General features: G+C 72.4%; 8 protein-coding genes. 2 read left to right on the forward strand and 6 right to left on the reverse strand.

The window, feature by feature from the left end; translation table 11 throughout:
- The 3 genes from A6Q79_RS14580 to leuC all read right to left on the reverse strand — a co-directional run.
- The coding region (locus tag A6Q79_RS14580; protein ID WP_317698674.1) for a 1-acyl-sn-glycerol-3-phosphate acyltransferase at nucleotides 1-298 on the reverse strand (298 nt) is incomplete at its 3' end.
- A 144-nt stretch (nucleotides 299-442) separates the two neighbouring features.
- Nucleotides 443-1,042: a 3-isopropylmalate dehydratase small subunit gene (leuD, locus tag A6Q79_RS14585; protein ID WP_286689456.1), complete on the reverse strand. Its 600-nt coding sequence runs from the start codon at nucleotides 1,040-1,042 to the stop codon at nucleotides 443-445.
- A 2-nt stretch (nucleotides 1,043-1,044) separates the two neighbouring features.
- Nucleotides 1,045-2,469, reverse strand: coding sequence for a 3-isopropylmalate dehydratase large subunit (gene leuC / locus A6Q79_RS14590; protein WP_067861683.1), 1,425 nt, complete (start codon nucleotides 2,467-2,469; stop codon nucleotides 1,045-1,047).
- Between the two features lie 110 nt (nucleotides 2,470-2,579).
- Here leuC and A6Q79_RS14595 point away from each other — a divergent pair, with 110 nt between their 5' ends.
- Nucleotides 2,580-3,296, forward strand: a complete 717-nt coding sequence (locus A6Q79_RS14595) for an IclR family transcriptional regulator (RefSeq protein ID WP_055965411.1) — start codon at nucleotides 2,580-2,582, stop codon at nucleotides 3,294-3,296.
- A 36-nt stretch (nucleotides 3,297-3,332) separates the two neighbouring features.
- Here the strand turns inward: A6Q79_RS14595 and A6Q79_RS14600 are convergent, their stop codons facing one another.
- The 3 genes from A6Q79_RS14600 to A6Q79_RS14610 all read right to left on the reverse strand — a co-directional run bounded on the left by A6Q79_RS14600 (nucleotide 3,333) and on the right by A6Q79_RS14610 (nucleotide 5,114).
- Nucleotides 3,333-3,812: a hypothetical protein gene (locus tag A6Q79_RS14600; RefSeq protein WP_286689457.1), complete on the reverse strand. Its 480-nt coding sequence runs from the start codon at nucleotides 3,810-3,812 to the stop codon at nucleotides 3,333-3,335.
- A gap of 76 nt (nucleotides 3,813-3,888) precedes the next feature.
- Nucleotides 3,889-4,608 (reverse strand): hypothetical protein, encoded by a 720-nt coding sequence (locus A6Q79_RS14605; protein ID WP_286689458.1) that lies wholly within the window; start codon nucleotides 4,606-4,608, stop codon nucleotides 3,889-3,891.
- Nucleotides 4,605-5,114: an RNA polymerase sigma factor gene (locus A6Q79_RS14610; protein WP_286689459.1), complete on the reverse strand. Its 510-nt coding sequence runs from the start codon at nucleotides 5,112-5,114 to the stop codon at nucleotides 4,605-4,607. Before A6Q79_RS14610 ends, A6Q79_RS14605 begins: the two co-directional genes overlap by 4 nt.
- Before the next feature lie 228 nt (nucleotides 5,115-5,342).
- Between A6Q79_RS14610 and A6Q79_RS14615 the strand changes: the two genes are divergently transcribed.
- Nucleotides 5,343-5,966, forward strand: a 624-nt coding sequence (locus A6Q79_RS14615; protein ID WP_317698675.1) for a CHRD domain-containing protein, incomplete at its 3' end; no start/stop codon positions are given.

Genomic DNA, 5,966 nt, shown 5'->3' on the forward strand with positions numbered 1-5,966 from the left:
CGGTGCTGCGGTGTACGGGAATCTGCTCCGCACCGGCGAGCAGCGGTCCGAGGCCCTTGACCGAGAACAGCGTGTCCTTCGCGAGGAAGCGCGGCGCCACCCCCTGGTCGACCATGAAGTGACTGATGAGGATGGGGTCGAGGTGCGAGATGTGGTTCGGAGCGATCACGTAGCCGCCGTCGCGCGGCAGCTTCTCGACACCCCGCCAGTCGCGCCGGGTGACGACCATGAGGAACGGCCGCAGGATCCGCACGATCCACCGGGTCGCTCGCGGCAGCTGTGCCCGGGGACGATCCATGGGCCCGACCCTATGACGTGCGGTCACCGTGCGACGTGACGGGCGGCACGTGTCGAGCCGTCAGGCGCTCTCGGGGTGCTCGGCGCACCACCGCGCCAGCCGCCGCCATCTCCGCGCCTCGCCGCTCGGACGTGCGCGCGTGGGTCAGAGCGTGGCCGGCTTGAAGGCCGGTCGACGCTGCTCGTAGGACGCGATGTCGTCGTCGTGCGACAGCGTGATGGCGATGTCGTCGAGACCCTCGAGCAGGCGCCAGCGGGTGTAGTCGTCGATCGTGAACGAGTCGACGATCGCATCGGGACCCTCGCCGGCCCGCACCGTGCGCGACTCGAGGTCGACGGTGACCTGGGCGCCGGGCTCCTCCTCGAGGAGGTCCCAGAGCCGCTGCACGACCTTCTCGTCGACCTGCGCGGCCAGCAGACCCGCCTTGCCCGAGTTGCCGCGGAAGATGTCGCCGAACCGCGAGCTGATGACGGCCTTGAAGCCGTAGTTCTGCAGCGCCCACACGGCGTGCTCGCGCGACGAGCCGGTACCGAAGTCGGGGCCGGCGACCAGGACGGTCGCGTGCTGGTAGGGCTCGCGGTTGAGCACGAAGTCGGGGTCGTTGCGCCAGGCCGCGAACAGCCCGTCCTCGAAGCCCGTGCGGGTGACCCGCTTCAGGTAGACGGCGGGGATGATCTGGTCGGTGTCGACGTTGCTGCGACGCAGGGGCGCGCCGACGCCGGTGTGCGAGGTGAACTTCTCCATGGTCAGACTCCTGCGGTCGCGCGGACGGGCTCGAGGTCGGCGGGGCTGGCCAGGTGGCCGAGGACGGCCGTGGCGACCGCGACGTCGGGCGAGACGAGGTGCGTCCGGCCGCCCTTGCCCTGGCGGCCCTCGAAGTTGCGGTTCGACGTCGAGGCACTGCGCTCGCCCGGCGTGAGCTGGTCGGGGTTCATGCCGAGGCACATGGAGCAGCCTGCGCCCCGCCACTCGGCACCGGCCTCGGTGAACACCTGGTCGAGGCCCTCCTCCTGCGCCTGCAGGCGGACCCGGACGGACCCGGGCACCACGAGCATGCGGGTGCCGTCGGCGACCTTGTGGCCCTTGATCAGCTCGGCCGCTCGACGCAGGTCGGAGATGCGACCGTTGGTGCACGAGCCGACGAACACGGTGTCGACGGCGATGTCGCGCAGCGGCGTGCCGGCCTCCAGCCCCATGTAGGCGAGCGCGTTGGCGGCGGCCTCACGCTCGATCGGGTCCTCGAAGCTCTCGGGGTCGGGAACGGTCGCCGACAGCGGTGCGCCCTGGCCCGGGTTCGTGCCCCACGTGACGAACGGGGTGACCTGCGAGGCGTCGAGGCGCACCACCTTGTCGAAGTGGGCGTCGTCGTCGGTGACCAGGTCGCGCCAGTAGGCCACGGCCTCGTCCCACGCCTCGCCCTGCGGGGCGTGCGGACGGCCCTGGATGTACGCGAAGGTCGTCTCGTCGGGGGCGATCAGACCGGCCTTGGCACCCCACTCGATGCTCATGTTGCAGATCGTCATGCGCTCCTCCATGGAGAGCGCGCGGATGGCCTCGCCGCGGTACTCGACGATGTAGCCCTGACCGCCGCCCGTGGTCTCCTGCGTGATGAGCGCCAGGATCAGGTCCTTGGCGGTCGAGCCCTCGGGCAGCGTGCCCTCGACCTCCACCGCCATCATCTTCGGCTTGGCCTGCGACAGCGACTGCGTGGCCAGCACGTGCTCGACCTCGCTGGTGCCGATGCCGAAGGCGATCGAGCCGAACGCACCGTGCGTCGACGTGTGCGAGTCGCCGCAGACGATCGTCATGCCCGGCTGGGTGAGACCCAGCTGCGGGCCGACGACGTGGACGATGCCCTGGTCGATGTCGCCCATCGGGTGCAGCCGCACGCCGAACTCCTCGGCGTTGCGACGCAGCGTCTCGACCTGCGTGCGCGAGACCGGGTCGGCGATCGGCTTGTCGAGGTCCGTCGTCGGGATGTTGTGGTCCTCGGTCGCGAGCGTCAGGTCGGGACGACGTACGGGGCGGCCGGAGAGGCGCAGACCGTCGAAGGCCTGGGGGCTCGTGACCTCGTGGATGAGGTGGAGGTCGATGTAGAGGAGGTCGGGCTCACCGTCTGCCGTGCGGACGACGTGGTCGTCCCAGATCTTCTCCGCGAGCGTCCTGCCCATCGCGATCATCTCTCCTCTGACGTGGTCTCCAGGTCCGTGGTGCGCCCGTCCTGCGGCGCCTGGAGAGCATAACACTTGCGTCTCACCATGCGATACGGCAGTATCAAGGCATGGACAACGCCAGCGGTGTGGGAGTGCTCGACAAGGCAGCCCTCGTGCTCTCCGCCCTCGAGCCGGGCCCCGCCACCCTGGCCGGTCTCGTCGCCGCCACCGGGCTCGCCCGTCCGACCGCGCACCGCCTCGCCGTGGCGCTGGAGCACCACCGCCTGGTCTCCCGCGACATGCAGGGTCGCTTCGTGCTCGGCCCGCGCCTCGGCGAGCTCGCCGCCGCGGCCGGTGAGGACCGGCTGCTGGCAGCCGCCGGCCCGGTGCTCGCCCGACTGCGCGACATCACCGGCGAGTCGGCCCAGCTGTACCGCCGTCAGGGCGACTTCCGTGTGTGCGTCGCCGCGGCCGACCGGCCCACCGGCCTGCGCGACTCGATCCCCGTCGGCGGCCAGCTCACCATGGCCGCCGGGTCCGCCGCGCAGATCCTGCTCGCCTGGGAGGACCCCGAGCGGATGAACAAGGGCCTGCTCAAGGCGACGTTCTCCGCCGCGGAGCTGTCGGCCGTGCGCCGACGCGGCTGGGCCCAGAGCGTCGGAGAGCGCGAGCCGGGCGTCGGCTCGGTCTCGGCCCCCGTGCGCTCCCCCTCCGGCAAGGTCGTGGCGGCCGTGTCGGTGTCGGGTCCGCTCGAGCGCCTCACCCGGCAGCCCGGACGCATGCACGCGCCGGCGGTCGCCGCCGCGGCGGAGCGGCTGAGCCAGAGCCTGCGTCGCGCGGGCTGACGCCTCCTGGTCGCCAGCCCGCGTCGAAGAGCCGGGTCAGGACCGCAGGGCGTCGAGCAGGGCCGCCTTGCTCATGCGCGAGACGCCCGGGAGCTGCTTCTCACGGGCCGCGGCCCGCAGCCGCACGACGGTCCACGACGCGTCCGGCACCGACGGGTCGTCCACCGGCAGGTCGCCGCGCTCGGCCGGCGGCTGTCGGTCGACGGGCGCGTCCCGCTTGGCCCGTCGCAGCTTCGCCTCGAGCTTGGCCACCTTGGTGCGCTCCTGACGCGCCTCGGTCTTCCACTGCTGGGACTTCGCCTTCGACTTCTCCAGCTTGCCCTCGAGCAGCTCGACCGTCGACCGCAGCTTCTCGACCTGCTTGAGCGCCTTCGCAAGCTGCTCCTCGGCCTCGGAGAGGGCCTGCTTCGCCTTCTTCGCCTTCTTCGACTTCTTCCCGGCGTTCTTGCCGGACTTCTCGACACCGGCCTTGCCCACGGCGGGGGTGGTGTCGTCGGACGACGTGACCTTGGCCATCTCGCTCCTTGCTCTCGTCAGGGCTCCGGCCGGATGATGACAGACGAAGATGACACGTCGATGAACCTCGCAACCGTCAGACGCGAGGGGCCCGCGCGAGGGCGACCGTCGCACCCCGGGCGTCGACGATCCTCAGCCCCGAGACGTCCTGGCGCGCGACCGCGGCGTTGACGCGGCAGTGCACCTCGACCCGCGAGCCGAGGAACCCGCCGGCCTCGACCTCGCGGCCGGACTCGTCGACGACGTAGACCTCGTAGGCAGCGCCCGGGCGCGTGCGCCGGACGTCGAGCACGGCCTCGGTCCCCCAGGTGTGCGCGACGAACGCCGCCTGCACGTCGGCGGGCTCACGACTGTCGCCGCGCACCGGCGCGAGCGTCTCGACGGCACCGAGGGTGCCGGGCGGGCCCTGCACCGGACGCTCGCTCGTGAGGGACTGGACGGCGAGCGTCGCGCCGGAACCGGCCAGCACCAGCAGCGCCGCGGCGAGCACCAGGCGCCCTCGCCGGGCCCCTCCCATGCTCCGTCGCCCGTCGTGGTCGGACCCCGACGGGCCCGGGCCGGCCACGGACGCCACGCGCGCGTCGAGCGCGGCGGACGGCTCGGCCGCCAGCCAGCCCTCCCCCGCGGGCGCGTGCCAGGCGTCGAGACGTCGGGCGTCGTCGCGCAGTGCCTCGAGCTCCTCCCGCGCCTGCGGGTCCTCGCGCAGCAGGGCGTCGAGCTCGGCCTGCTCGTCGGCGCCGAGGGTGCCCGTGGCAGCAGCGGCCAGCAGCTGCTCACGGCGGTGCGACGTACTCATGGACTCTCCTCTCCCTCGTCGAGGATCGCACGCAGGGCTCGCAGCGCGTGGAACATGCGGGAGCGCAGGGTCGCGACCGGCACGCCGTCACGTTCCGCGAGCTCCTCGTAGCCGAAGCCCTCCAGCCGCACGGCCACGACGACACGGCGGTGGGCCTCGCTCAGCTGGGCCAGGGCCCACACCAGCGTCACGTGGTCGAGGAGGCGCGCAAGGTCAGCGTCACGGGTCGCGGACTCCTCGGTCTGCTCCCCCGACGCCGGCGCGGGCCGGCGGGCCCGCGCCCGCACGGCGTCGACGACGACGTTGCGGGCGATGGCGAACAGCCAGGTGCGCTGCGAGGCGCGCGCCGGGTCGTAGCGCTCGCGCGCCTGCCAGGCCCGCGTGAACGTCTCCTGGACGCACTCCTCCGCGAGGCCGCGGTCGCGCACAGCGTTGACCATGAAGCCCAGGAGGTCGTGGCCGTGAGCGGCGTACGCAGCACGTACGTCGAACCCGCGAGGATCCATCCGGCCGTCCTCTCGCGCTCGGGTCCGCACCACCGTAGCCACGCGAGGACGACTCGGCAGATCGATCACCGACGTCGCGCCCATGCCGAGGTCTACGCCCACCGCGCCGTCGTCGTTCACCGAGACGCGGGGAGAAGAAACCCGGTGCACGCCGTGAACGCGACGTCGTCGACCGACGTACACCCCGCGAGCGGGCGTCGTCCGGCGCCTCACGACGAAGGGACCACCATGACCGTGAAGCGCGCCACCCGATGGACCGGAGCGGGAGTCCTCGCGACCACCGCGACCCTGACCCTGGGCGCCCTCGGGTCGACCGCCTCGGCCGACACCCCCGACCCCGTCGACCCGCCGGAGAGCTTCACGAGCGCCTTCGTCGTCGACGCGACGCCCCAGCAGGTCGTCGGCACCGACGGCACCGTGGGCGTCGGCCAGCCGGGCGCGACGGGTCGCTTCGAGTTCCTCGTGAACTCCGACGAGGAGGTCATCTGCTGGAACATCACGCTGAACAACGTGGTGACGCCGTACCAGAGCCCCGCCAAGACCGCGACGCACATCCACGAGACCGGCGCGGGCGTCAACGGCCCGCCGCGGATCGCCTTCCCGAACCCGACGCCCGCTGACGACCCGACGGCGACGGTGCGCACCAGCACCGGCTGCTCGGAGGGTCCGTTCACCACGGGTCTCGCACCCAACGGCACCGACACCGGCACCGGCTTCACCCTCGCGCAGCTCGAGGCGAACCCGGCCGGGTTCTCCGCGGACACGCACACCGCCGGCTTCACGGCGGGCGCCGTGCGTGGCCAGCTGGTCTTCAGCCAGGAGCTGCTGGACGCCGCGAACGCGGTCGACGAG

Source organism: Aeromicrobium sp. REDSEA-S32_B7 (assembly GCF_001626145.1).
In the GTDB taxonomy this organism is placed as follows: Bacteria; Actinomycetota; Actinomycetes; order Propionibacteriales; family Nocardioidaceae; genus Aeromicrobium; species Aeromicrobium erythreum.